Origin of the sequence: Bradyrhizobium sp. AUGA SZCCT0222 (assembly GCF_018130205.1) — a bacterium.
Classification (GTDB): domain Bacteria; phylum Pseudomonadota; class Alphaproteobacteria; order Rhizobiales; family Xanthobacteraceae; genus Bradyrhizobium.
The window spans coordinates 1-23,718 of the sequence record NZ_JAFCLX010000035.1 but is presented as its reverse complement, the minus strand read 5'-3'; the positions used below and the strand labels follow the sequence as shown (position 1 = coordinate 23,718).

General features: G+C 62.1%; 18 protein-coding genes. 13 read left to right on the top strand and 5 right to left on the bottom strand.

Annotated elements, in window-relative coordinates; genetic code table 11:
• Window positions 1-26: 26 nt before the first annotated feature.
• The 5 genes from JQ629_RS25975 to JQ629_RS25955 all read left to right on the top strand — a co-directional run bounded on the left by JQ629_RS25975 (window position 27) and on the right by JQ629_RS25955 (window position 7,086).
• The gene (locus JQ629_RS25975; RefSeq protein ID WP_212415048.1) at window positions 27-2,801 is read left to right on the top strand and encodes a xanthine dehydrogenase family protein molybdopterin-binding subunit; all 2,775 of its coding nucleotides are present in this window, start codon (window positions 27-29) and stop codon (window positions 2,799-2,801) included.
• Window positions 2,798-3,322: a (2Fe-2S)-binding protein gene (locus JQ629_RS25970; RefSeq protein ID WP_212415047.1), complete on the top strand. Its 525-nt coding sequence runs from the start codon at window positions 2,798-2,800 to the stop codon at window positions 3,320-3,322. The genes JQ629_RS25975 and JQ629_RS25970 overlap by 4 nt, the downstream gene beginning before the upstream one ends.
• Window positions 3,323-3,344: 22 nt before the next feature.
• Window positions 3,345-3,962 carry an Isoquinoline 1-oxidoreductase subunit gene (locus JQ629_RS25965; RefSeq protein ID WP_212415046.1) on the top strand — a complete coding sequence of 206 codons (618 nt, stop codon included), beginning with the start codon at window positions 3,345-3,347 and terminating at the stop codon, window positions 3,960-3,962.
• 172 nt (window positions 3,963-4,134) lie between these two features.
• Entirely contained in the window at window positions 4,135-6,231 is a 2,097-nt protein-coding gene (locus JQ629_RS25960; protein WP_212415045.1) for a molybdopterin oxidoreductase family protein, read from the top strand.
• Window positions 6,232-6,303: 72 nt separating this feature from the next.
• Entirely contained in the window at window positions 6,304-7,086 is a 783-nt protein-coding gene (locus tag JQ629_RS25955) for an enoyl-CoA hydratase/isomerase family protein (RefSeq protein WP_212415044.1), read from the top strand.
• A 52-nt stretch (window positions 7,087-7,138) separates the two neighbouring features.
• On the opposite strand, the gene JQ629_RS25950 is transcribed toward JQ629_RS25955, so the two are convergent.
• From JQ629_RS25950 to JQ629_RS25940, 3 genes are all read right to left on the bottom strand, one after another.
• Window positions 7,139-8,803, bottom strand: a complete 1,665-nt coding sequence (locus tag JQ629_RS25950; RefSeq protein WP_249135275.1) for an Ig-like domain repeat protein — start codon at window positions 8,801-8,803, stop codon at window positions 7,139-7,141.
• 437 nt (window positions 8,804-9,240) lie between these two features.
• Window positions 9,241-9,669 (bottom strand): GlcG/HbpS family heme-binding protein, encoded by a 429-nt coding sequence (locus JQ629_RS25945; RefSeq protein ID WP_212415042.1) that lies wholly within the window; start codon window positions 9,667-9,669, stop codon window positions 9,241-9,243.
• Window positions 9,662-12,673 (bottom strand): FAD-binding and (Fe-S)-binding domain-containing protein, encoded by a 3,012-nt coding sequence (locus tag JQ629_RS25940; RefSeq protein ID WP_212415041.1) that lies wholly within the window; start codon window positions 12,671-12,673, stop codon window positions 9,662-9,664. The genes JQ629_RS25945 and JQ629_RS25940 overlap by 8 nt, the downstream gene beginning before the upstream one ends.
• A 186-nt stretch (window positions 12,674-12,859) precedes the next feature.
• On the opposite strand from JQ629_RS25940, the gene JQ629_RS25935 reads away from it, so the two are divergent.
• From JQ629_RS25935 to JQ629_RS25925, 3 genes are all read left to right on the top strand, one after another.
• Window positions 12,860-14,059: a pyridoxal-phosphate-dependent aminotransferase family protein gene (locus JQ629_RS25935; protein ID WP_212415040.1), complete on the top strand. Its 1,200-nt coding sequence runs from the start codon at window positions 12,860-12,862 to the stop codon at window positions 14,057-14,059.
• A 37-nt stretch (window positions 14,060-14,096) separates the two neighbouring features.
• Window positions 14,097-14,894, top strand: coding sequence for an enoyl-CoA hydratase/isomerase family protein (locus tag JQ629_RS25930; RefSeq protein ID WP_212415039.1), 798 nt, complete (start codon window positions 14,097-14,099; stop codon window positions 14,892-14,894).
• Window positions 14,895-15,119: 225 nt separating this feature from the next.
• The gene (locus JQ629_RS25925; protein ID WP_212264009.1) at window positions 15,120-16,067 is read left to right on the top strand and encodes a Bug family tripartite tricarboxylate transporter substrate binding protein; all 948 of its coding nucleotides are present in this window, start codon (window positions 15,120-15,122) and stop codon (window positions 16,065-16,067) included.
• A 15-nt stretch (window positions 16,068-16,082) separates the two neighbouring features.
• On the opposite strand, the gene JQ629_RS25920 is transcribed toward JQ629_RS25925, so the two are convergent.
• Window positions 16,083-16,733: a class II aldolase/adducin family protein gene (locus tag JQ629_RS25920; RefSeq protein WP_212415038.1), complete on the bottom strand. Its 651-nt coding sequence runs from the start codon at window positions 16,731-16,733 to the stop codon at window positions 16,083-16,085.
• Between the two features lie 162 nt (window positions 16,734-16,895).
• Between JQ629_RS25920 and JQ629_RS25915 the strand changes: the two genes are divergently transcribed.
• The 5 genes from JQ629_RS25915 (at window position 16,896) to JQ629_RS25895 (ending at window position 22,044) form a co-directional block, all read left to right on the top strand.
• A complete protein-coding gene (locus tag JQ629_RS25915) occupies window positions 16,896-17,771 on the top strand; it encodes an S-methyl-5'-thioadenosine phosphorylase (RefSeq protein ID WP_212415037.1) in 876 nt (291 codons plus the stop codon).
• Window positions 17,768-18,862: an S-methyl-5-thioribose-1-phosphate isomerase gene (gene mtnA / locus JQ629_RS25910; protein ID WP_212415036.1), complete on the top strand. Its 1,095-nt coding sequence runs from the start codon at window positions 17,768-17,770 to the stop codon at window positions 18,860-18,862. The genes JQ629_RS25915 and mtnA overlap by 4 nt, the downstream gene beginning before the upstream one ends.
• Window positions 18,863-18,985: 123 nt before the next feature.
• Window positions 18,986-19,528, top strand: coding sequence for a tripartite tricarboxylate transporter TctB family protein (locus JQ629_RS25905; protein WP_212415035.1), 543 nt, complete (start codon window positions 18,986-18,988; stop codon window positions 19,526-19,528).
• A gap of 18 nt (window positions 19,529-19,546) precedes the next feature.
• Window positions 19,547-21,064 carry a tripartite tricarboxylate transporter permease gene (locus JQ629_RS25900; protein WP_212415034.1) on the top strand — a complete coding sequence of 506 codons (1,518 nt, stop codon included), beginning with the start codon at window positions 19,547-19,549 and terminating at the stop codon, window positions 21,062-21,064.
• Between the two features lie 158 nt (window positions 21,065-21,222).
• Window positions 21,223-22,044, top strand: coding sequence for an outer membrane protein (locus JQ629_RS25895; protein WP_212415033.1), 822 nt, complete (start codon window positions 21,223-21,225; stop codon window positions 22,042-22,044).
• 80 nt (window positions 22,045-22,124) lie between these two features.
• Here the strand turns inward: JQ629_RS25895 and JQ629_RS25890 are convergent, their stop codons facing one another.
• On the bottom strand, window positions 22,125-23,318 hold the full coding sequence (locus tag JQ629_RS25890) for a CaiB/BaiF CoA transferase family protein (RefSeq protein ID WP_212415032.1): 1,194 nt from the start codon (window positions 23,316-23,318) through the stop codon (window positions 22,125-22,127).
• Window positions 23,319-23,718: the final 400 nt, after the last annotated feature.

The following is a 23,718-nucleotide window of genomic DNA, read 5'->3' as shown; positions in this document are numbered from 1 at the left end:
CGATAGCGTTGACCAACAGGTGGGACATGCGGCCTTCGCGACGCGAGTTTGTGAAGTGGATATCGGCGAGCGGCATCGCCCTCAGCCTGTCGCGGCTGGGATCGGCGGAAGCGGCCGGGTTGCCCCCACGTGCCTCTCTCCCGGGACGCGAGGGCTGGAACCCAGCGGCCAATGGTGCTGGCCGCATCGATGGCGTCGCCAAGGTCACCGGCGCGAAACTCTACGCGTCTGATTTCCGCGCGTCCGACCTGCCGGGCTGGCCGCAAAGCACCTCGCACGCGATCCTGGTTCGCGCGCCAGACGCCACGCATGTCTATGCCGGAATGGATCTCGCGCGGCTGAGCGGCGCGCTCAAGCCGTCGGTGGTTGTGACCGCTGATGACCTCGACAAAATCGGCACGCGCGTTCCAGCATTCTACACCGGCGACCTGTTCTGTCCGGTCGGCAAGACGCCGATCTATATGGGGCAGCCGGTCGCGCTGTTGATCTTCGAGACGTTTGACGCCTTCGACCGGGCGCGGCTGGCGTTGCGAGACGGGACCTTCGTGAAGTTCGGCGAAGAGACCGGCCCGGTCGCGATACCAAGCTACGGTGCCTATCGCTTCACGCGGGTGGCCGGCGCAACGCCCGATGCGCCCGATGTCTATTCGCCGGTCCAGGCGGGCTGGGTTAGCCCAGGACGCTCCCAGATCTCGCCACTGCCGGTGTGGTCGCCCCTCGCAAAGGACACGCCGGCGCCTTACTCCAAGGCTGCGGTCCATGGCGAACAAATTCGAAGCGAGCTCGCAGCGAAAAATTCCAATCTGCTGATGCTGGATCGCGAGTTCGAAACCCAGTCCGTCGATCCGATGTTCCTCGAGCCGGAAGCCGGGCTTGCCTGGTACAACAGCAAGAGCGAAAGCCTAGAACTCGTCCTTGGTGTGCAGTCTCCCTACGAGGCAGCTGAATCGATTGAGCATATGCTCGGCAAGGCGAGCGCTCCATTCAAGCCGGCACGCATCAACGCCCAGTTCACCTATGTCGGCGGCGGGTTCGGCGGCCGGGACCACACCCCGTTCGTCCTATACGTGGCGCTGGCGGCGATGTTCTTTCCCGGCCGTCCGGTCCGGCTGGCGCATGATCGCTATCAGCAGTTTCAGGCCGGCATCAAGCGGCATCCCTTCAAGATGCGGTCCCGGATCGGGGTCGACCGGACCACCGGCAAGATCACGGCCTTCGCCGCCGACCATGTGCTCGATGGCGGTGGCCTTGCGAACTTTTCTGTCAACGTGGCAACTGTTGCCGCAACCGCAGCGATCGGCATCTACGACATTCCCAAAGTCGATGTGACCACGGTTGTGGTACATTCCCGCGGCGTCACGGCCGGGTCGATGCGCGGTTACGGCACGCTGCAGAGTATGACCGCGCTGGAAGTGCTGATCGACGAGGTGGCAACTGCCTTGCCGCTCGATCCGATTGAATTCCGGCGCCGCAACGCGCTCAAGCCCGACGGCCGGACCATGTGCGGCAATCGCTACAGCGTCTCGGTCCGCACCACGGAAATGCTCGACAAGCTCGAGAAGCATCCGATCTGGCAGCAGCGCGCGCAGCAAAAAGCGGCCGCGCGGCCTGGCACTCTCGTTGGCACCGGGCTCGCCTGTGTGACCAAGGACTACGGCGCCGGTGCCGATTGTTCGCTGGGGCGTGTCGAACTCTCGGCCGAGGGCAAGGTCACGATCTATTGCGACCATGTCGAGATGGGTAACGGCATCGGCACCGCGCTCGCCAACCGGGTGGCGACCCATCTCGGCGTCGTCGCCGACGAAGTTTCGGTGGCGCGCGTCGATAGCTATGATGTTCTGGGCCTGGTCACGTCGGGCGATCCCTACACGATGGATCAGAAGACTCAGGACCGGGCAGAGAAAGACCCGCGCTGGGTGCCCGCGATCAGTACGGCGACCAGCGCCTCGGTTGGTGCGCATGTTGGTACCCATTCGGCGGCCGAGGCGGCGCGTGTAATCTTTCGATTCGGCCTGTGGCCGGCGGCGCTAGAATTGTGGAACATCGCCCCGAACGACCCGCGCGCAAAGGACTGGGCAAAGGCGCAATGGGAAGACGGCCAACTGGTGCTTCCCGGTCTTGCCGCGCTGCCCTTGCCGGCACTGGCCTCGAAGGCACATACACGCAATCTGGTAACCGGCGCCATGGCGCACAGCTTCTCTCGCTGGGAGTGGTCACGTGCGCGCTTTCCGTTTAACGGCGAACAATATCGCGCCGAGATCGATGCGCTCGCGATGCGGAAGGGTAACGGCAAGTTCGCCCGGATTGACCGGGTCAGCGTCAGATTCCCGCCGGCCGTCAACAACCAGAGCGGCAACACCTACACCTCGATGTGCGGAACGCTGGTCCGCGTCGAGATTGAGCGAGCGACCGGTGTGCTGCGTATCGCCAAGGCCTACAACGTATTTGAATGCGGCCGCGCGTTGGTGCCCGAAGTGGTGCTGGGCCAGGCGCAAGGCGGCTTTGCGATGGGCGTCGGCTATGCCCTGCTGGAGAACCTGCCGCCTTACGAGGGTGGTCCCGGCAACGGCCAGTGGAATCTCGGGCAGTATCTTGTCGCCCGCGGATCGGATTTGCCGCTGCATGACCTCGAAACCGAGATATTGCCGCCGCTGACGCCGGACGAGCCGCCGAAGGGCATGGCGGAAGTCGTGATGGTTCCGGTGGTGCCGGCGATCCTGAACGCCATCTTCGACGCCACCGGTCGCCGCTTCCAATCCTTGCCGGTGACCACCAGCCTGCTCAAGGGAGTGCTCGCGTGACCAAATTGAGCATCACGATCAATGGCCGCGCGCACGAACCGACGGATGTTCGCGACGATCTCTCGATGAACGATTTCCTGCGCGAGTATCTCGGCATGACCGGCACCAAGTTCGGCTGCGGTGCTGCACAGTGCCTGAGCTGCGCCGTCATCATCGACAATCCTGATGGAACGAGTTTTACAAGCCCGACCTGCGTCGTTTCGGCGGTGAGTTTCGACGGCAAGGCTATTCGTACCGTCGAAGGGCATGCCAAGAATGGTGAGCTTACGACGCTGCAGAAGGCCTTCATCGAGCACTTCGCATTCCAGTGCGGCTATTGCACCGCTGGTTTTCTGAACGAGGGACAGGTGCTGCTGGAGCGTCTGGCGAAGGCGCCGGTGGCGCGCGCGGAACTCGAAAAAACCATCGCGGAAGCGCTCGACGGACACATCTGCCGCTGTACCGGCTATGTCAAATATCATGAGGCTGTACGTGACGTAATCCTCGCGGATTCCAAACGCTATCTCGTGGCGAACCAATGACTGGACGCGAGGACCAAGCGACATGAAATCGGAACTGCGGTTTCAGCTTCTCATCTCTATCGTTACCGTGGCGACGAGCATGCTTGGGGGTTACGCGGTTTCCGAAACTGCGCCCCAAAACCTTGCCAGCCCTGAGAGCTTTGCATCAATCGCCGATACGAACGCACGATCGGCGGCGATATTCACTGAACTCGGCAAGGTGCTCACCCATCCGCGTTGCACCAACTGCCATCCGGCGACTGACCGTCCGCGGCAAGGCGATGAGAGGCGGCTGCATCAGCCACCCGTCGCGCGCGGCGTCGATGGCCACGGCCTTCCGGCGATGCGCTGCTCGATTTGTCATCAGAATGCGAACTTTGAGCCCGGTCACATGCCGGGTCATCCGGAATGGCATCTCGCGCCGCGCGAAATGGCATGGGAAGGGAAAACGGTTGCCGAAATTTGCACGCAGCTTAAGGATCCCGCGCGCAACGGCGGTCGCAAGCCCGAGGATCTGATCCATCACATCAGCGAAGATACGCTGGTCGGCTGGGCCTGGGCCCCGGGTGGTGGCCGTAGCCCCGCGCCCGGTACGCAAAAGCAGGCGGGCGCGCTGGTCGAGGCCTGGGTGAAGACCGGCGCGGCCTGTCCCGCGCAGTAATATCGGCGCGAAAGACCGTGCACTGTGGCGCGCGCTAGATTGATGGGCAGGCGATCTACGCCAATGGGCAGCCGATCGTACGCTTAATGCATGGCTTGTTTGCCGTTTTCGCCGGTGTGCCCGATGATAAAGCTACTCGGCGACGGCGGATTTTGATGTTACCTATCGGGGCATGAACCAGCATGCCAAGGTCGACATCCGCCACTCCACCTGTCCGCATGATTGCCCGTCGGCCTGCGCGCTCGACATCGAGGTGATCGACGGCCGCAGCATCGGCCGGGTGCGCGGCTCCAAGCAGCAGACCTACACCGCCGGCGTTGTCTGCGCCAAGGTCGCACGTTATGCCGAGCGCATTCATCATCCGGACCGGCTGCTGCATCCGATGCGCCGCACCGGACCCAAGGGTTCCGGCCAGTTCGCGCGAATTTCGTGGGATGAAGCCCTGGACGAAATCGCTGCGTGTTTCGATCAAGCTGAGCATGAATTCGGGGCCCAATCGGTCTGGCCATATTACTATGCCGGGACCATGGGGCTGGTGATGCGGGACGGCATCAATCGTCTTGCGAACGTCAAAAAATATTCCCGGTTCTACTCCACGATCTGCGCGAACGTCGCGCGCATCGGATTTGCCATCGGCACCGGCAAGATCGCCGGGGTCGATCCGCGCGAGATGGGCGTCTCCGACCTTGTCGTGATCTGGGGCACCAATCCCGTAAACACCCAGGTCAACGTAATGACGCATGCGATGCGCGCGCGAAAAGAGCGCGGTGCCAAGATCGCGGCGATCGATGTTTACAACAACGACACCATGAAGCAGGCCGATATCAAGATCCTGCTTAAGCCCGGCACCGACGGTGCGTTCGCCTGCGGCGTCATGCACGTGTTGTTCCGGGAAGGTTACGCCGATCGCGAATACATGGATCGTTACACCGATTGTCCGAATGAACTGGAAGCGCACCTCGCGACTCGTACCCCGGAATGGGCATCGTCGATCTCGGGCGTGCCGGTCGAGGAGATCGAGGCGTTCGCCCGCCTGGTCGGTCAGACCAAGCGTTCGTTCTTTCGTCTGGGCTATGGCTTCACGCGCAGCCGCAATGGTGCGGCGCAGATGCATGCGGCGCTGTGTATCCCGGCGGTGACCGGCGCCTGGCAACACGAAGGCGGCGGCGCGTTCTTCAACAATTTTGCGATCTGGAAGTTCGACGAGTCCATCATCGAGGGCCACGATGCGCTCGATCGCACCACCCGCTGGCTCGACCAGTCGCAGATCGGCCGCATCCTGACCGGCGACGGGGAAGCCTTGAAGGGCGGGCCGCCGGTCAAGGCGATGCTGATCCAGAACACCAACCCGATGACGGTGGCGCCGGAGCAGGCGCTGGTGCGCAAGGGTTTTGCGCGCGAAGACCTGTTCATGGTGGTGCATGAGCAGTTCATGACCGAAACGGCTGTCATGGCCGACATCGTGCTGCCGGCAACCATGTTCATGGAGCACGACGACCTCTATTACGGTGGCGGACATCAGCATATTTCGGTCGGCGCCAAGCTGATCGATCCGCCCGGCGAGTGCCGTTCGAACCACGAGGTGCTGCAGGGCCTCGGCCGCCGGCTTAACGCCGTGCATCTCGGCTTTACGATGTCGCCGCGCGAATTGATCGACGCGACGCTGAAGAAGAGCGGTCATGGCGATATCGCGGCCCTGGAGGCGGATCTTTGGCGCGACATCCAGCCGGATTTCCGCACCTCGCATTACCTCGACGGTTTTGCACATGCCGACAAGAAGTTCCACTTCAAGGCCGACTGGGCGAACCCGCCCTTCGGCAACGCCGGTTTGGGGCCTTGGGCACAGATGCCGTCGCTACCGGACCACTGGGCGATTATCGAGGAGGCGGATGAGGCCCATCCGTTCCGTCTCGCCACCAGTCCCGCGCGCAGCTTCCTCAATACCAGCTTTAACGAAACGCCATCTTCGATTGCGCGCGAGGGCGAGCCCTCGGTGATGATGCACCCCGATGATGCCGCTACGCTCGGGCTCGCCGATGGGGATGTCGTCACACTCGGCAACGTGAGGGGCGAGACCAATTTGACGGTAAAGCTGTTCGACGGGCTTCGGCGCGGCGTCCTGATCGCGGAATCCATCCAGCCGAACAAGGCACATATCGGCGGCCGCGGTATCAACATGCTGACCGGAGCCGAGGCGGTCGCCCCCGTGGGCGGTGCGGCGTTCCATGACAACAAGGTCTGGGTGAAGAAGGCCACGCCCTCGGCTTAAATCCCGCTTGCAGTCCGGCGTCATCCTGCCGCAAATGTTCGCCAATCCATGGCAAACAGGGCGAGCGGAACAATGACCGACAACAGCAGCGTGATACGCGAGAAGCGCGGACAGGCGTTCTGGATTACCATCAACCGGCCGGACAAGCGCAATGCCATCAATGCCGACGTCGTCGCCGGCATCGCCAGGGGGTATCGCGACGCCCATGACGACAAGGAAGTCCGCGTCATCGTGCTGACGGGTGCCGGCGACAAGGCGTTTTGCGCCGGCGCCGACCTGCAGAACAGCGGCGCTGCCTTCGCGATGGATTTTTCCAGGCCGAATGTCGACTACGCCGATTTGTTGCGATTGTCGCAGAATGCCACCAAGCCTGCGATCGCTCGGGTAGGGGGCGTCTGCATGGCCGGTGGCATGGGCTTGCTGTGCATGACGGATATGGCGGTGGCCGCCGATCACGTGATCTTCGGGCTGCCCGAAGTAAAGGTCGGCGTATTTCCGATGCAGGTGATGAGCCTGTTGCAATCGATGGCACCGCCGCGTCTCGTCAATGAATGGGCGCTGACGGGCGAGCCGTTCGATGCGAAGGCGGCTCAGGCCGCCGGGCTGCTGAATTACGTGGTGCCGTCAGCGGAGCTCGACGCCAAGGTCGAATGGCTGATCAGCCGTATCGTCGACAAATCGCCGACCGCGATCCGGCGCGGCAAATATGCCATGCGCGCGATCGCCTCGATGTCGTTTGACGAAAGCATCGCCTACACCGAAAGCCAGATTGCCTTGCTGGCCATGACGGAAGACGCCAAGGAAGGCCTCAAGGCGTTCGGCGAGAAGCGCAAACCGTTATGGCCGGGGCGCTAAGCTTCTCGACTATCTGCACGACCGCTGATCGTGGAGTGAGTGTCGGTCAGCGCTATCGCGCTCCAAACGGTACGGAGGCGCGTGCGCGATAGGTCCAGAGGCCGAAACTGCCTCCGATGCCGCTACGCTCACCCCCGATCGCAATCTGTGCTCCGTTGTTGAACTTTGCAGCTAACCCGCCGATTGCGCGCGCCGACCAGCCATCGAATACATTGATGACAGGAATTGCGGGGACAGCCGCAACCAGCGTCAGATTGTCCGAATTGAAATAGTAATCGCTGTAGACTCCTACATAGGGGACCAGCGTGGCTGTCGATATCCAGACCACGGGATAGGACAGCTTCACGCCTCCACTGGCGCGGCCGACTGCGAAGTTGCGATCACTCAGCAGGGTACCGAGCGAATCTCTGTAGGCATTCTCGTGCTCCCACAACGCATAGATCCGCGCGGAGGGCTCGATCTGCAGGCCCCAACTTTGGTAAGTGCCGGTCAGTCCACTGGAGAACAGCCAGCGTTGTCCGCCAAATTGACCGGATGCAGTGCCCGCGCTGCCGTCAAAGCCGATGCCCGAATAGGCGAACGCTGCATCGAAGCGAATGTTCGGCGCAAGCATCCATCCGAGATACGAACCAACCGTCCAACCGTCGCCTTTCAACCGTCCCTGCAGCGCGTCGGATCGGTAGTCAAAGGTCTCGTAGCCGCCGAGCACGCCGATCAGGAAGTTCGGCGTCAGCTTGCGGGTAACGCCCGCCAGCAGGTTGACTTGATCACCTGAGAGCAACGAGGCGCCGGTCACCACGCCCAATCCACCGGTCCCCCAGCGATCCAGGTGGGCGCCACGGACTTCGGCCCAACCATACCAATCCCGCTGTTCGACCCGACGCGGTGGTGCCTTGGCATAACCGCCGGCATAGGCCAGCGCGCCGAAGGCATCGTTCACGCGATCCCGTTGTTCCGGCGCAAAGCTGCGCGCGGTCCCGAACGAGCCGCCGGTGCTGCTGAACGGATCCGCAGCATGCGCGATGGTTTCCGGCTTTCCATCCGGGTCAGCCGCGAAATTGATGCGAGCTCCGCCGCCATTGACGGTGACGGGCGGACCGCCGCCGCCAAAACCCTCCGATATGGCGCTGTCGACCGCGCCCGATATTGCCGAACCGGAATTCTGCGCGACAACCTTGGTGGCCATCGCTTGCAGCGCCTGTAACTTGGCGCTGTCGGCCGTGCCGCCGACCGCTTGAGTCAAAGCCGCCGACGTACTCGCGGTAAAGCTTCCTGCACCAGCGTAGGCGGCGGTGATGCTGTGGTTTCCCTGCGTAAGGTTTGCGGTCGTGAAAGTTGCGACGCCTCCTGCGAGTGCGCCGTTACCGATCACGGCGCCGCCGTCGAGAAAGTTCACCGTTCCCGTCGGTGTACCGCCGGTGCCGCTGACAGTCGCGGTGAAGGTGACGGATTGGCCGACGGCGGAAGGATTGAGCGATGAGGTCACGGTCGTCGTCGTTGCAGCCGCTACGGCCTGACAGACGACGGCAATGGTTATGTTGGCGGCTGCGGTCTCGCCGACGCCCGATTGTGCGAACACTTCGGCGCCGTTCGCGGTCAAGGTCAGTGTCGTTCCATTGGCAATCGAATTGCCGTTCACTGCCGCGGCGCCCAGCCTCAGGACCAGCGAATTTGGCGTATTGAGAGAAGCAGCATTGCCTGGATTGGTAACGGTCAACGTCAACTTTTCGCCGGCTGAAAAAGCAGCATTGACGGGCGGACTATTAACGGTGCCGCCCGGAGTTTTCGCAAAATTGAGCGTGCCACCGTTTACGGCATCACATCCTGCTGAAGCGAAAGCCGCTGCCGGCGCCAAAAGGCTCGCGCATAACCCGAGCGCCAGCGCCCAAGCGGCATTCGAACTCCCAAGCCGCCGCTTGGAGCGGCGTGCATTCCCCATTCCCAGCACGTCAGCCCCCAAACCCATCGTAGGAAATTGCTTAATTATGAGTTGATGGTATCGGAGTCGGAACCCCGATCAATGCGGCCAGGGCGGGTTTTGACAATCGCTTCAGGCATGTTGCGCTTCGGCAACAAATATCGAGCGCGCTTTGAGAAGCCGCTTCCTGAACGCCTCATTCGTTCTGATGGTGTTCGGCTTGTGACGGCCTGCACTTATCCGGCGTTGGCTTTAAGCCCCGCGGCCTCGATGCCCGCGACGGCGCAGATCTCGTCATTGTCCGAGGTGTCGCCGCTGACACCGACGGCACCAAGCAGAACACCGGCATCCTGGATCAACACCCCGCCGGGCACCGGAACGAGACGGCCTTGCGCCATCGTGTTAATCGCGCTGACGAAATAAGCCTGCTCCTGTGCGCGCTGGAATAGCGCGCGTGAGCCCATGCCCAGCGCCAGTGCGCCATAGGCCTTGCCGTGTGCGATTTCGGCCCGCATCAGGCTGGTGCCGTCCTGCGCCGCCGTGACTTTGACGCAGCCGCGTGCATCGAGAATGGTGATGACCAGCGGCTTCAGTTTTTTCTCGACGCCTTTGGCAAGGGCGGCATCAAGAATCTTGCGGGCGACGTCGAGCGTGAGTTCAGCCATGGGTCGGTTCCTTTGCATGGGAGGAGAGAGGTGAATTGGGCATTGCACGATCGAGGCTCATCGCCAGAACGCGCGCGACGTGAAGGGCGGATCGCCCGCTGCCATCCTTGATCTGATGCCGGCAGGAGGTGCCATCGGCGACGATCAGCGTGGTCTGGTCGGCCCCGCGGACGGCCGGCAGCAGTGAGAGCTCGGCCATTTGCATCGATGCGTGGTAGGTGTCGGCACCATAGCCGAAGGCGCCGGCCATGCCGCAGCAACTGGACTCGATGATCTCGACGTTCAGGTCGGGCACGAGGCGAAGCGCTTTTTCGACCGGCTTGAATGCACCAAATGATTTCTGATGGCAGTGGCCGTGAACCAGCGCCTTGGCAGGCATTGAACCAAGCGGCAGCCGCAGACGGCCGGCCTCCGCCTCGCGAACCAGGAATTCCTCGAACAGCAGCGCATGCGCGCCGATGCTCTTGGCGTCGTTATCGGAGCGCAAGGAAAGCAGCTCATCACGCAGCGTCAGGAGACAACTCGGTTCCAGTCCAACGATCGGTACACCGCGCGCGGCGAACGGCGCGTAGGTTGCGACCAGCCGGTCCAATTCGGCTCGCGCCTGATCGACCAGACCTGCAGAGAGGAAGGTGCGCCCGCAGCACAGCGGTCGCGCGTGGTCTGCCGGTCTTGGAATGTGGACGCGGTATCCGCCTTCAACCAGCACGCGCAGCGCGGCATCGAGATTTTCCCGCTCATAGGCACGGTTGAACGTATCGGCGAACAGCACGACTTCGCGGCCACTCTCCGGTCCAAAGGCCTCCGCATCGGTCCGGAACGCATCGCGCCGGAATGCGGGCAGGGCGCGTTGCGCGCTGATGCCGGCGAATTTTTCGAACAGCTTGCGCAGCAACGGGCTGCCATTGCGCCAATTGGCGAGCGGAGCGAAGCGGCCCGCAAGGCCGGCATAGCGGGGCAGGTACCCAACCAGCCGATCGCGCAGCGAAAGCCCATGCGTTGCCGCGCGTGCCGCCAGCACCTCTATCTTCATCTTGGCCATGTCCACGCCGGTCGGGCATTCGTGGCGGCAGGCCTTGCAGGAGACGCAGAGTTTCAGCGTGTCCATCATCTCGTCGGAAGCCAGCGCGTTCGGTCCGAGTTGACCGGAGATCGCCAGTCGCAGCGTATTGGCGCGGCCGCGGGTGACGTCCTTCTCGTTGCGGGTCGCACGGTAGGACGGACACATCACGCCGCCTTCGAGCTTCCGGCAGGCGCCGTTGTTGTTGCACATCTCGACGGCCCCCTGGAAGCCGCCGCCGGCGCCGGGATAAGCCGACCAATCGAGCGCTGTTTTCAGTTCGCCGATACGATAATCGGGCGGATAGCGAAACAGCGAGCGGTCGTCCATTTTGGGCGGATCGACGATCTTGCCGGGATTGAGGACATTGTCCGGGTCGAAGCGATGCTTGACCTCCCTGAAATCGGCAACGATGCGCGAACCGAACATCGCTTCGTGGAATTCGGAGCGGACCAGGCCGTCACCGTGCTCGCCGGAGTGCGAGCCCTTGTATTCGCGCACCATCTCGAAGGTCTCTTCGGCGATGGCGCGCATCGCCTTGACATCCTTCTCCAGCTTCAGATTGAGCACGGGACGCACATGAAGGCAGCCTTCGGAGGCGTGCGCATACATGGTGCCGCGGGTGCCGTGCTTTTCAAAAATGCCGTTGAGGCGTTCGGTATAGTCGGCAAGATGCGGCAGCGGCACCGCGCAGTCCTCGACAAAGGAGACCGGCTTGCCCTCCTGCTTCATCGACATCATGACGTTGAGGCCCGCGGCGCGGAAGTCGGCGATGCCGGTCTGCAGCGCGGGTTCTGTGATTTCAACCACGCCGCCCCATTTGCGCTGCGGCTTGTCCCAACCGAAGCCGAGATCGGCCATCAGCTCGCCGAGCTGCTTCAGGCGGCGCTGGTTTTCAGCTTGATCTTCCTCGGCGAATTCCACGATCAGCACCGCATCGGGGTTGCCGCGTACGGCGGTGCTGATGATTGGCTGGAACATCGCGATCTCGCGGCCCAATGTGATCATGGTGCGATCGACCAGTTCCACCGCGATAGGGCGGAGCTTCACCAGATGCTGGGCCGCGTCCATCGCCTCATAGAAGCTGCCGAAATGACAGACGCCCAGCACCTTGTTGCGGATGATCGGCCATAGCTTGAGCTCGACCTGCGTCGTGAAGGCCAGCGTGCCTTCGGAGCCGACCAGCAGGTGCGCCATGTTGTTCGCCGCGTTGCGCGGTACCAGCGCATCGAGATTGTAGCCGCCGACGCGGCGCTGCACTTGTGGAAATCTTTCGGCGATCTCGGCTGCCTTGCGCTTGCCGAGATCGAGCATGTCGCGAAACAACGCGGGCCCGCTATCTGGTGAATTCACGCGCGCGAGATCGCGCGGCACCTCGCCAAAATGCAGCAGCGTGCCGTCGGCCAGGGCCGCATCCATCGACAGCGTATTGTCGCGCATGGTGCCGTAGCGCAGCGAGCGTCCGCCGCAGGAATTATTGCCGGCCATGCCGCCGATGGTGGCGCGCGACGCCGTCGAGACGTCGACCGGAAACCACAGCCCGTGCTTCTTGAGTTGGCGGTTGAGGTCGTCGAGCACGATGCCGGGTTCGACAACGCAGGTGCGATTTTCGACATCGAGCGAGAGGACGCGGTTCAGATGTTTGGAAAAATCGACGACGATCCCCTCATTGACGGTCTGGCCGCATTGCGAGGTGCCGCCGCCGCGGGGGGTGACGATTCGGCCAGCATCCCCTGCGATGGCCAGCGTCCGCAACGCCTCGTCCATGGTCCGGGGGACCACGACGCCAAGGGGCATCATCTGGTAGAACGAGGCGTCAGTCGCGTAGCGGCCACGGTTGAATGCGTCGAAGAAGACGTCGCCGGTAATCTCGCGAGCAAGGCGCACGGCGAGGGCGCTGTTTTCGGCCGAGTTTTGTGACTTTTCGGCCCCTGTTGCCGCCATTGCCTTGGTCTCGTGAGTGCTCCTCAGTGTCTTGCCTGCCGGGGTCCGGCTTGGCAAGGCAAAGCCCTGCTTCTTGTGCATTGACGGGCCCCGCCGGGCGGGGGACAAGCCCGCCGAATAGTGATATTCGAGCGGCTCGTGAAGCCAAGACTTGTGAAGCCAAAGACGAGACGGGAAGGACGCCCCATGACTGTGCACTCTGGACGGCATTTTCTGCAGATTCCGGGACCGACCAACGTGCCGGACCGGGTGCTGCGCGCCATGGACATGCCAACCATGGATCATCGGGGTCCCGAATTCGCCGAGATCGGCCACGCGGTGCTGGCGGCCATGCAGCGGGTGTTCCGCACCAAGCAGCCGGTGATCATCTACCCGTCGTCGGGCACCGGCGCCTGGGAAGCGGCGATCGTCAACACGCTGCAGCCCGGCGACAAGGTCCTGATGGCCGAGACCGGCCAGTTCGCCGTGCTGTGGCGCGGCATCGCTGACAAATTCAAGCTCGACGTCGATTTCCTGCCCGGCGACTGGCGCCACGGCGCTGATCTGGAGCAGATCGAAGCCCGACTGACGGCCGACCACCAGCACAAGATCAAGGCGGTCATGGTCGTGCACAACGAGACCTCGACCGCCTGCGTCACCTATCCGCTCGAAGTCCGCAAGATCCTCGATCGTGTCAAACACCCGGCATTGCTGATGGTCGACACCATTTCCGGTCTCGGCTCACTGGAATATGAGCACGACGCCTGGGGCATCGACGTGTCGGTCGCGGGGTCACAGAAGGGACTGATGCTGCCGCCGGGTCTCGGATTCAACGCAATATCGGAAAAGGCGCTCGCGGCCGCGAAGGCCAATCCGGCTATGCGTTCCTATTGGGACTGGCAGGAAGTGATAGCGATCAACCAGGCGGGCACGTGGCCCTATACGCCGGCAACCAATCTGCTCTTCGGGCTTCGCGAAGCGGTCAAGATGCTCGAAGAAGAGGGACTGGAAAACGTCTTCGCGCGCCACAAGCGCCACAGCGCCGCGACGCGTGCAGCCATCAAGGCTTGGGGCCTGGAAACACAGTGCCAGGAACAGGGCGCACATTCGCCGGCGCTGACCGGCGTGGTGATGCCGGAAGGCCATGACGCCGATAATTTCCGCAAAGTGGTACTGGAAAACTTCGACATGTCGCTCGGCACCGGCCTCAACAAGATCAAGGGCAAGGTGTTCCGGATCGGCCATATTGGCCATTTCAACGATCTGATGCTGATGGGCACGCTGTCGGGCGTCGAAATGGGTCTCGATCTCGCCAAGGTGCCGCATCGAGGCGGGGGAGTGCTGGCGGCGATGGAAGTGCTCAAGGGACGCGATGTGGTTTCCATTCCAAAGGTCGCCGTCGCCTGAACCGGTCCCAACAACGAAATGAACAGAAAGAACTGCGATGAACGCACCGGTAGCTGCAACTGAAGACCTGATCTATTCAGTCGAGGACGGTATCGCCCGGCTGACGTTCAACCGGCCGCAGGCTCGCAACGCGCTGACCTTTGCGATGTATGAGCAGATGGCGGCGATCTGCGAGAGCGTCAACCAGGACCGCTCGATCAAGGCCATGATCCTGACCGGCACGGGGGAAAAGGCGTTCGCATCGGGTACCGACATTTCGCAGTTCCGTGCCTTCAAGACCGCGGAGGACGCGCTCGAATATGAGGAGCGGATCGACCGCGTGCTGGGCACATTGGAGAAGGTCCGGGTGCCGACGATTGCGGCCATTGCTGGTGCCTGCACCGGTGGCGGCGCCGGGATTGCCGCCTGCTGCGATATCCGGATCGGCACCGCAACGACGCGCATCGGCTTTCCCATCGCGCGCACGCTCGGCAACTGCCTGTCGATGTCCAACATCAGCCGGGTTGTTGCGTTGGTCGGGCCGGCGCGGACCAAGGACCTGATTTTTACAGCGCGGCTGATCGAGGCCCCGGAGGCGCTGTCGCTCGGTCTGCTCAACGAGGTGGTGCCTGACGTCCCGACGCTGCAGCGCCGCGCCGACGAAACCGCCAAGCTCGTTGCTGGTCATGCGCCGATCACGATGGAAACCGCCAAGGAAGCGGTGCTCCGTATTCGCCGCACGCTGTCGCGCGAGGAGGGCCGGGATCTGATCCTGCGCGCCTACATGAGCGAGGATTTTCGCGAGGGAATGGATGCCTTCCTCAACAAGCGTACGCCGAACTGGAAGGGCAAATAGGGTTCGGGCCTAGCTTCAATCACGATTGGGTTTCCGTAACGTCGCGAAGCCTGGTTTGCTCGGCTCATGCGAAAGTCATAGGCAGCGTGGGCCGGTTCGACTTGAACTGGCGTTGTTAAATCCGCACAATGGTACCGTGTGTGCTTGCGTTTCTATAATTAAAACAAAGACATAGGGAAGAAACACGTGGGACAGATTCTGAAAGCCACGGCCGCCTTGGCGGCCATGATCGTCAGCGTACCGGCGTTCGCTGCCTGGGAGCCGACCAAACCGGTTGAAATCGTGGTCGCAGCAGGTGCCGGCGGCGCCTCCGACCAGATGGCTCGGATGATGCAGGCGGCAATCCAGAAGAACAATTTGATGAAGCAGCCGATCGTGGTCTCGCTCAAGGGCGGAGCCTCCGGCGCCGAGGCGCTGATGTACATGAAGTCCAGCGACGGCGACCCCAACAAGGTGCTGATCGCCTATTCGCTGATCTACATGCTGCCGTTGTCGGCGAAGATTCCCTTCAATTGGCGCGATCTCACGCCGGTGTCGGTGGTTGCGCTCGATCAGTTCGTGCTGTGGGACAATGCCGCCGGACCGAAAACCGTGAAGGAATTCGTTGCGGCCGCCAAGGCTGCGAGTTCGCCGTTCAAGATGGGCGGCACCGGCTCCAAGCGCGAGGATCACGTGCTCACCGTGTTCATGGAGCAGAGGACAGGCGCGAAGTTCTCCTATCTGCCGTACAAATCCGGCGGCGAAGCCGCGACGCAACTGGTTGGCAACCACACCGAATCCAACGTCAACAATCCGTCCGAAAATCTCGAGGTCTGGCGCGCCGGCCAGGTCCGCGCGCTGTGCGTGTTCGACAAGGAGCGTATCGCCTACAAGACCAAGGTCACCGAGACGCAATCCTGGAACGATATCCCGACCTGCAAGGAAGAAGGGCTCGACGTGCAGTATCTGATGCTGCGCGCGATGTTCCTGCCGGGCAAGGTCACGCCGGACCAACAGGCGTTCTATGTCGACCTGTTCCAGAAGGTGACACAGACCGCAGAGTACAAGGAATACATGGAAAAGCAGGCGCTGAAGCCGATCTTCCTAACCGGCAAGGACATGGTGAAGTTCCTCGAGGAAGATGACAAGCTCAACACCTCGCTGATGAACGAAGCCGGTTTCGTGGCGAAGTAAGCCTGCCGTAGCGCGTTATTTCCCGGCAGGACCGTATCCAGCGATTTTGCCGAGAACGTTCTTGATCTCTGCTTTGGGCAGCAAGCGCGGTGTGCCGATCTGAAGGCAGCCGTGATATTGCCGCGCCAGCGCTTCGACCTCCACCGCAAGCCACATTGCCTTCGACAGCGAAGGTCCGACGGCGATCATGCCGTGATGCTCCAGCAGGCAGGCCATGCGGTCCTCGAGCGCCCGCACGGCGTGTTCCGACAGCTCCTGCGTGCCGAACGTCGCATAGGGCGCGCAGCGGATGGTGTCGCCGCCGGCGACCGCGATCATGTAATGGATCGGCGGGATTTCCAGACCCATGATCGCGAGGATCGTCGAATAGGGTGGATGCGCGTGCACCACCGCGTTGACCTCGGGCCGTGCCTTCAGAATGTCGAGGTGAAACCGCCACTCGCTCGACGGTCGCTGCGCCGCGTCGAACGAACCGTCCAGACCCATGAACACGATCTGCTCCGGCTGCATCGTTTCATAGGGCACGCTCGTCGGCGTGATCAGCAGGCCGGTGTCATGCCGCAGGCTGATATTCCCGGACGTGCCTTGATTAATGCCAAGCACATTCATGCTGCGGCAGGCGTCGATGATGGACTGGCGCTTTTTCCGCTCGCTGGTGGCCGACATCCACTTTCTCCTGATCGCTGCGGCGTCAAATCACAAGCCCTGCCAGAGGGCCTTTGCAGTAGGCGAACAATGGTTGATTATTGCGTCGCAGTATAGTCGAACATCCAAGCGTGCTGGGAACAAGCCGGAGCGGTCGCTCCGGGAAACATTCTGGGAGCAATCATGACGAATGCCGTGCTTGGCATTATCGGCGGATCCGGCATTTACGATCTGCCGGGGTTGGAAAATGTCCGCGACGAGGCAATCGAAAGCCCCTGGGGCGAGGCTTCTGCGCCCGTCAGGCATGGTGTCATCGCCGGGCTGCCGATCGTATTTCTGCCTCGGCATGGCAAAGGGCACGTTCTGTCGCCTTCGGACATCAACTACCGCGCCAATATCGACGTCCTGAAACGGGCAGGGGTTACCGACCTGATTTCGCTCTCGGCCTGCGGTTCGTTTCGGGAGGATCTGCCACCCGGCACATTCGTGCTCGTCGATCAGTTCGTGGACCGCACCCACAAGCGCGAAAGTTCATTCTTCGGCAAAGGCTGCGTTGCCCATGTCTCGATGGCTCATCCGGTGTCACCGCGCCTATTGGTGCATTTGGCGGAGGCCGCCAAGGCCGAGGACATCGCGGCTGTGCAAGGCGGCACCTATGTCTGTATGGAGGGTCCTCAGTTCTCCAGCCTTGCCGAGAGCCTGACCTACAAGACGCAGGGCTATTCGGTGATCGGGATGACCAACATGCCGGAAGCCAAGCTCGCCCGTGAGGCCGAGATCTGTTACGCCAGCGTGGCGATGGTTACCGATTTCGATTGCTGGCATCCCCAGCACGACGCCGTGACGGTTCAGGACATCATTCGCGTGCTGAACTCGAATGCCGAAAAGGCCAAGGGCCTGGTTGCGCGCCTTGCCATCGATTTCCCGCGCGAGCACGAACCGTGCCCGATCGGCTCGGATCGGGCCCTTGATACCGCGCTGATCACGGCGCCGGAGGCGCGAGATCCCACATTGCTCAGCAAGCTCGACGCGGTGGCCGGCAGGGTGTTGCGTTCATGAAGGTCGATGGCAGGCATTTTCGCAGCATCTGGCTCGAGCCCGATGGATGGTCGGTCGGGGCGATCGACCAGCGGCGGCTGCCGCATGAATTCGTCATCGCGCGGATGACGAGTGCGGCGGACGCCGGCGAAGCCATCCGTTCCATGCTGGTGCGCGGCGCGCCGCTGATCGGCGCAACCGCTGCTTATGGCATGGCGCTGGCCATGCGCGCCGATGCCTGCGATGCCGCGCTTGACCTTGCCTACAAGATGCTGATTGCGACCCGGCCGACGGCCATCAACCTGAAATGGGCGCTCGATGAAATGCACGGGATGCTGCGGCCCTTGCCGCCGTCAGGACGTGTCGCGGCGGCCTACAAGCGCGCCACTGAAATCGCGGAGGAGGACGTCGCGATCAATCAGGCCATAGGACAGCACGGTTTGGCGCTGGTCGAAGCGATTGCCGCGACCAAGCCGGGAGAGACGGTCAACATCCTGACTCACTGCAACGCTGGATGGCTGGCGACGGTCGATTTCGGTACCGCGACGGCTCCGATCTACCTCGCGCATGATCGTGGCCTGAAGGTCCATGTTTGGGTCGACGAAACCCGGCCCCGCAATCAAGGCGCCTCCCTCACGGCGTGGGAACTTGGCCACCATGGTGTCCCGCATACGGTGATCGCCGACAACACCGGTGGCCACCTGATGCAGCACCGGATGGTCGATCTGGCCATCGTCGGAACCGACCGGGTGGCTGCCAACGGCGACGTCTGCAACAAGATCGGAACCTACTTGAAGGCGCTCGCAGCGCACGACAACGGCGTGCCGTTTTATGTTGCGCTGCCGTCGCCGACCATCGACTTTAGTATCGACGACGGAATAAAGCAGATTCCGATCGAACAGCGCACTTCCGATGAAGTCGCGACCATGACCGGCCGCACCACCGATGGGCGTATCGAAACGGTGCGGGTGGTGCCTGCGGGATCGCCGGTCGCCAATTATGCGTTCGATGTCACGCCGGCGCGGCTGGTAACCGGATTGATCACCGAGCGTGGTGTGCTGAGAGCTGAACGTGCTGCACTTGCGAGCACGTTTCCTGATCGGTTCCGATAGCGTTGCCGGTTCGCGTTGAGGAAACGCGTCAAGCCAGTGCATTCGCTGAAGTTACATTGACGCGGGCAACGCCAGCACTGTATCCCGTATGCCACGTCAGCTAGCCGGGATAGATCTCATCCAATGTCCAATACCGACATCGAAATCGTCGTCGACGATCCGACCGCGCCGGAGGTCAACTCACCTGTCGTGACGAGCGTCCGCATCGTCGACGTCGTGGTGTCATTGCTCCTGCTGGCGCTGGCGCTGACGCTCGGATGGGACAATTGGCGCACCGGCGCCGCCTGGGACTCCACCGGCCCGCAGGCCGGTTATTTTCCGTTCTATCTGTCGGTGATCCTCGGTGGTGCCAGCCTCTATGGTCTCGTCACCGCTTTCCTGTCACGCAAGGAAGCCGCCGAGACTTTCGTCACGCGGGCCCAGCTTCGCCGCGTCATGGCCGTGTTCGTGCCGACGCTGCTGTTCTGTCTGGCCATGCAATTTCTCGGACTCTATGTCGCGAGCTTCCTCCTGGTTTCGACCTTCATGCGCGTGGTCGGCAAGATCGCGTTGTGGAAATCGCTGCTGACGGCCTTTGTGTTCACCGCTGTGATGTTCGTGACTTTCGACATCGCGTTTGACGTCATCATGCCGAAGGGCCCGCTCGAAGCGGCCCTCGGCCGTTAGTAGATCGCAGGTAGTCTGATGGAAGCCTTCGGCCTACTCATGCACGGCTTTGCCGTCCTGCTGACATGGAAGACGCTCGTCCTGATGATGGTCGGGCTGGTGCTCGGCATTTTCGTCGGCGTGCTGCCGGGACTTGGCGGGCCGAACGGTGTGGCGATCCTGCTGCCGTTGACCTTCACGATGGATCCGACCTCGGCCATCGTGATGCTGTCCTGCATTTATTGGGGCGCGCTGTTCGGCGGCGCCATCACGTCCATCCTGTTCAACATTCCCGGCGAGGCCTGGTCGGTCGCGACCACCTTCGATGGTTATCCGATGGCGCAGCAGGGCAGGGCTGCGGAAGCGCTGACTGCGGCGTTTACTTCCTCGTTCATCGGTTCGCTGGTGGCGGTGCTGTTGATCACGTTTCTGGCGCCGATGATCTCGTCCTTTGCGCTGAAGTTCGGCCCGCCTGAATTCTTTGCGGTCTATCTGCTCACATTCTGCTCCTTTGTGGGGCTCGGCCGCGAGGCCAAGCACAAGACTGTCATTTCGATGTCGCTCGGTCTGCTGCTCGCCGGCGTTGGAATGGACACGGTGTCCGGCCAGTTGCGCATGACCTTTGGTTCGACCGACCTCTTGCGCGGCATTAATTTTCTGGTCGCGGTGATCGGCCTGTTCGGCATCAGCGAGATCCTGCTGACGATGGAAGAGCGCCTCGCGTTGCGCGGACACGCCGCCGGGATCAGTCTGCGCGTCGTGTTGTCGGTCTGGAGAGACCTGCCGAAATATTGGGTGACGCTGCTTCGTTCGTCGTTCATCGGCTGCTGGCTCGGCATTACGCCGGGTGGCGCGATTGCGGCCTCGTTCATGGGCTACAATCTCGCCAAGCGTTTTTCCAAGGACCCGGACGGTTTCGGCAAGGGCCGTATCGAAGGTGTGTTCGCGCCGGAAACGGCGGCGCATGCCTCGGGCACCGCAGCGCTGCTGCCGATGCTGGCGCTCGGTATTCCCGGCTCCGGCACTGCGGCAATCCTGCTCGGCGGCTTGATGGTGTGGGGCCTCAACCCCGGGCCGTTGTTGTTCGTCGAACACAAGGACTTCGTCTGGGGCCTGATTGCCTCGATGTATCTCGGCAACGTGGTCGGCCTTGTGCTGGTGCTGACGACGGTGCCGATCTTTGCCTCGATCCTGCGGGTGCCGTTCGCAGCGGTCGCGCCGATGATTGTGGTGTCCTGCGCGATCGGTGCCTATGCCATTCAGAATGCGATGTTCGACATCTGGCTGATGCTTGGCTTTGGCGTCGTCGGCTACGTCTTCAAGAAGATCGGAATACCGCTCGCGCCGTTCACGTTGGCGCTGGTACTCGGCAACCGCGCCGAGGACGCGTTCCGCCTCTCGATGATCGGATCCGGCGGCGACATGAAGGTGTTCTGGTCGAACGGCCTTGTTGGCTCGATTACAACACTGGCGATCGTTCTCCTGTTTTGGCCCGTGATCGACAAGCTATTTGGCAGTTTCGCCCGGCTGTTGCGGACGTCAAAAAGTAACGCCTAGCCAGATATTTAGGGCGGATTTGGTGTTTTTTCACCCTGACGCCGGCTAATCCGCCGATGGAACTCAATTGTGTCCACTTGTTGCTCCCGGGTAACAGGATACGGCACCCGTTTCTGTATACTGGTTCCAAGTTCAATTTCACGTATTAGGGAATCCCGATGAATCGCATTCTGATTGCAGGCGCCGCGATTGTTTCGCTGCTCACGACGAGCGCATTCGCTGCCGACCTGGCCCCGCGGCCGTACACCAAGGCTCCCGTGATCGTCGATCCCGGCTACAACTGGACTGGGTTCTATGTCGGTCTCAACGGCGGCTACAGCTGGGGCAGGGCTCGCACCACATTCGATCCGGGTGCACCGTTTGCGATCAGCACGTTTGGGCACAATGTCGATGGCGGTCTCGGTGGCGCGCAGATCGGTTATAATTGGCAGCTGGATCGCACCTGGGTTGTCGGACTTGAAGCTGACATCCAGGGCACGGGGGAACGCGGAGGATCGCGTAATCAACTCGGATCGATCAGAGTCGGCAACATAGGTGCAACCTTGTTCACCGACACCACCACGAGCTTGCCTTGGTTTGCAACCTTCAGGGCCCGTGGCGGTGTCCTTGTTGACCCGAGTTTGTTGCTGTACGCGACTGGCGGTCTGGCGGTTGGTGAAGTCAAAGTGGCGACGACGCCTTCCGGGGTCTTCCAGCTGTTCGACGGCAACAGCAACGTCACCATCGGCGCACCGTTCACCGTCACTGGGACCAGGGTGTCCGGCAGTGAGACGCGCGTGGGTTGGACAGTCGGAGCCGGCCTTGAGAAGAAATTCGCCAGGAACTGGTCGGCGAAGCTGGAATATCTCTATATGGATTTCGGCTCGAAAACCTACTTCGGCGGAACGGCTGATCAGACCACCGTCAGGTTCCATGACCATGTTGCCCGCGCCGGCATCAACTACCAGTTCACCGCGGGTCCGGTCGTCGCCAAGTACTGAGCGACAGAACGATAGGAATAAAAAAGCCCCGGTTTTCCGGGGCTTTTTCGTGTGGTGAGTTCCAGGCGCTCTGATACCGCTCAGACCACCTTGCGTTGCCTGAGATCGGCGATCTCGTCCTTGCCGAAGCCGAATTCGGCAAGCACTTCTTCGGTCTGTTCACCGAACTCCGGCGGACGTGCCGCCATGCTGCTTGGCGTCCGCGACAAAGTTATCGGCTGGCCGACCAGCTGGATGTGCCTGTTTTCGTCGTTGGGCACGTGCTGCGCGATGCCGAGATGCTTGACCTGGTCATCATCGAACATCTGATCAATCGAGTAGATCGGGCCACAGGGCACGCCGGCGGCGTTGAGCTCGCTGACCCAGGTCTCGGTGGATTTCTTCTCGGTGAGCTTCCCGATGGTGGCATTGAGCGCGTCGCGGTTCTTCGAGCGGGCCGGCGAGGTGGCGTAGTCGGGATTGGTGAGGAGTTCAGGCGCGCCGATCGCCTGCGCGCAACGCTCCCAGATCCGCCCGCCGGTGGTGGCAATATTGATATAGCCGTCGGACGTCTTGAAGACGCCGGTCGGAATGCTCGTCGGATGGTTGTTGCCGGCCTGTTTGGCCACGTCCTTTTCCATCAGCCAGCGTGCGGCCTGGAAATCCAGCATGAATATCTGGGCCTGCAGCAGCGAGGTCTGCACCCACTGGCCTTCGCCGGAAGCATCGCGTTCGAGCAGCGCCGTGAGGATGCCAAGCGCACAGAATAGCCCGGCCGTGAGGTCGGCCACGGGAATGCCGACCCGCATCGGGCCCTCGCCGGGGGCACCGGTAACCGACATGAGCCCGCCCATGCCCTGGGCGATCTGATCGAAGCCCGGCCGCTTGTGATAGGGGCCATCCTGCCCGAACCCTGAGATGCTGCCATAGACGATCCGGGGGTTGATCTGGCGCAGGCTCTCGTAATCGATGCCGAGCTTGGCCTTGACGTCGGGCCGGAAGTTCTCGACCACGACGTCCGCCTTCTCGGCAAGGCGCTTGAACACCTCAAGGCCCTTCGGATCCTTCAGGTTGAGCGTCATCGCCCGCTTGTTGCGGTGCAAATTCTGGAAGTCCGAGCCCTGGCGCGGGCCACCCGGCTGTTCGCCGGCCGCATCCTCCAGCAGCGCGTCGATCTTGATGACATTGGCGCCCCAGTCGGCGAGCTGCCGCACGCAGGTCGGCCCCGAACGGACGCGGGTCAGGTCGAGGACGGTGAAACGGGAAAGGGCCTGCGAGGCGCGCGGGGAGGGCATCAAGGAGTCTCCAGCCTACAATTGGTCGAGGTCAAATTATCGGCGAAATGCATGGGCTTGTCATGCCATCATCGCGGATGGTGTCCGCGCCGGGATGCATAGCATGTCGTTGCCAGCACACGCGACCTCGAGCCCGGACGCAGTGCGTTCACGCGCGTCTCCGACGCGCTATGGGCGGCGCATCGCAGGGCCCGGACACAAAATCGCGAAAACAACCCCATGCGAAGTAGCATGGGCCCCGGCTTGCCGCACTCGTGCTGCGTTGCGTCCGGGGCACGATAACAGAATGGTCCGTGGTCACGGCCCAACCCAATCATCCCACTCTAGGTGGTGTGGACACTAGCGCATCCACAGAACGATGGCTGCGAGAGTGACGACGGCCCGGTAATTCCGGGCCGTT

Bases quoted from the DNA above. Each gene is read 5' to 3' on its own strand.
- JQ629_RS25975 (WP_212415048.1), top strand. From the start codon at position 27: ATGCGGCCTTCGCGACGCGAGTTTGTGAAGTGGATATCGGCGAGCGGC.
- JQ629_RS25965 (WP_212415046.1), top strand. From the start codon at position 3,345: ATGAAATCGGAACTGCGGTTTCAGCTTCTCATCTCTATCGTTACCGTG.
- JQ629_RS25960 (WP_212415045.1), top strand. From the start codon at position 4,135: ATGAACCAGCATGCCAAGGTCGACATCCGCCACTCCACCTGTCCGCAT.
- JQ629_RS25955 (WP_212415044.1), top strand. From the start codon at position 6,304: ATGACCGACAACAGCAGCGTGATACGCGAGAAGCGCGGACAGGCGTTC.
- JQ629_RS25945 (WP_212415042.1), bottom strand. From the start codon at position 9,669: ATGGCTGAACTCACGCTCGACGTCGCCCGCAAGATTCTTGATGCCGCC.
- JQ629_RS25940 (WP_212415041.1), bottom strand. From the start codon at position 12,673: ATGGCGGCAACAGGGGCCGAAAAGTCACAAAACTCGGCCGAAAACAGC.
- JQ629_RS25935 (WP_212415040.1), top strand. From the start codon at position 12,860: ATGACTGTGCACTCTGGACGGCATTTTCTGCAGATTCCGGGACCGACC.
- JQ629_RS25930 (WP_212415039.1), top strand. From the start codon at position 14,097: ATGAACGCACCGGTAGCTGCAACTGAAGACCTGATCTATTCAGTCGAG.
- JQ629_RS25925 (WP_212264009.1), top strand. From the start codon at position 15,120: ATGATCGTCAGCGTACCGGCGTTCGCTGCCTGGGAGCCGACCAAACCG.
- JQ629_RS25920 (WP_212415038.1), bottom strand. From the start codon at position 16,733: ATGTCGGCCACCAGCGAGCGGAAAAAGCGCCAGTCCATCATCGACGCC.
- JQ629_RS25915 (WP_212415037.1), top strand. From the start codon at position 16,896: ATGACGAATGCCGTGCTTGGCATTATCGGCGGATCCGGCATTTACGAT.
- mtnA (WP_212415036.1), top strand. From the start codon at position 17,768: ATGAAGGTCGATGGCAGGCATTTTCGCAGCATCTGGCTCGAGCCCGAT.
- JQ629_RS25905 (WP_212415035.1), top strand. From the start codon at position 18,986: ATGTCCAATACCGACATCGAAATCGTCGTCGACGATCCGACCGCGCCG.
- JQ629_RS25900 (WP_212415034.1), top strand. From the start codon at position 19,547: ATGGAAGCCTTCGGCCTACTCATGCACGGCTTTGCCGTCCTGCTGACA.
- JQ629_RS25895 (WP_212415033.1), top strand. From the start codon at position 21,223: ATGAATCGCATTCTGATTGCAGGCGCCGCGATTGTTTCGCTGCTCACG.
- JQ629_RS25890 (WP_212415032.1), bottom strand. From the start codon at position 23,318: ATGCCCTCCCCGCGCGCCTCGCAGGCCCTTTCCCGTTTCACCGTCCTC.